Annotated in this window: 1 protein-coding gene; it reads left to right on the top strand. The window is 57.3% G+C overall.

Going from position 1 to position 1,348, the window contains the following annotated elements; translation table 11 throughout:
• The coding region (locus AC1DSG_RS31200) for a lipase family protein (RefSeq protein WP_477794299.1) at nt 1-1,348 on the top strand (1,348 nt) is incomplete at both ends.

Genomic DNA, 1,348 nt, shown 5'->3' with positions numbered 1-1,348 from the left:
AAAGAAAACCCCGCACAAGCCTGCGCGGATGAGTATTTTCAGGTGGAAGTGCGCCATCTGGTCAAGCATGTCTCGCACCTGCCTCCTGAGGTCTATCGCCATTACCCACACGGTACGGGGCGGGCGAAGCTCATGGGTAAACATGGCGCGCTTGGCATTGCCCTGTTGCCGTTGCAACACACCGTGCTGGAAGTGCGCCCGCTGCGGGCCTTGCGGCCCATGCTCTCGACCGACCCTGAATATTGCACGCTCAACCTCTATCAACTGGCACTGATGGCCACCTTGAGCTATTGCCCCTTTGGTCAGCAGCCCGATGATCAACCCGTCAGAACCAGGACCGTGGGCTTCCCCCTGCAACCCAGTGTCGGCAACTGGTTCGGGGATGCACTGGCCAAATTTGATGAACTTGGGAAAGTCGATGCGGCGCAAACAAAAGCTTATTACCCTCTGTATGAGGATGTGCCCTACTCCAAGCGTTTGGAAATCGTGCCATTCGATCCAGATCTCTATCCTGTAAACAAGCCTGCGCTCGAAGGTGATCAGGAACATCCTGCCAAAATTCACTTCTTGGACGACAGGAAGCATGGCTCGGAATCCACCGATACCCAGGCCTTCATCACCCATCACGACGAGCTGATCCTGATTTCGGTACGTGGCACCTATGAAATCGTCGCGGACGGCCTGCGCGACGCCGATGCATTTCAAGTGCCGTTCGAAGACACCGACAGCAAGGTGCACCGTGGCTTTTACCAGGCAGCGCAGAAAGCCTACGACTTTGTCGTGGAATACCTCGACAGATTTTATACCGGTCAAAAGCTACTGATCTGCGGCCACAGCCTAGGGGGCGCAGTGGCATTACTCCTATCCGAAATGCTGCGTCGACGAGCCGGCTTCAACTACAACATCCAGCTCTACACCTACGGCTCCCCCCGTGCCGCTGATGCCAACTTCGCCAAAGGCGCCAAGGACTTGGTACATCACCGCATGGTCAACCACAACGACCCGGTGCCCAGCGTGCCCGCCACCTGGATGAACACCAAGGCTGGCGTTTTCGGGTGGGGGGCAGCGCTGACCTTCGTCAACGTGCCCGTTGGCCTCTCGGTATTTGTCGCCGGCATCACTAACTGGAAAGGCGAACCCTACGAACATCACGGCCCCCTGTATCACGCAATGCCGGTGCAGTTTAACCGCCAGGAAATGTCCATGATCCTGTGGGAGCCAGGCTGCGACACCATTACCCAGCATGCCGCCTGCTCGGTGGCCATCCAGCAACAAAACGGGCTACCGGATCGACCTTCACTGCTGACTCAACTGGCTACCGGATCGACCTTCACTGCTGACTCAACTG

The organism is Pseudomonas sp. P5_A12 (assembly GCF_056400685.1).
Note: the sequence above shows the minus strand (reverse complement) of the source record. Positions and strands in the feature narration are given on the sequence as shown.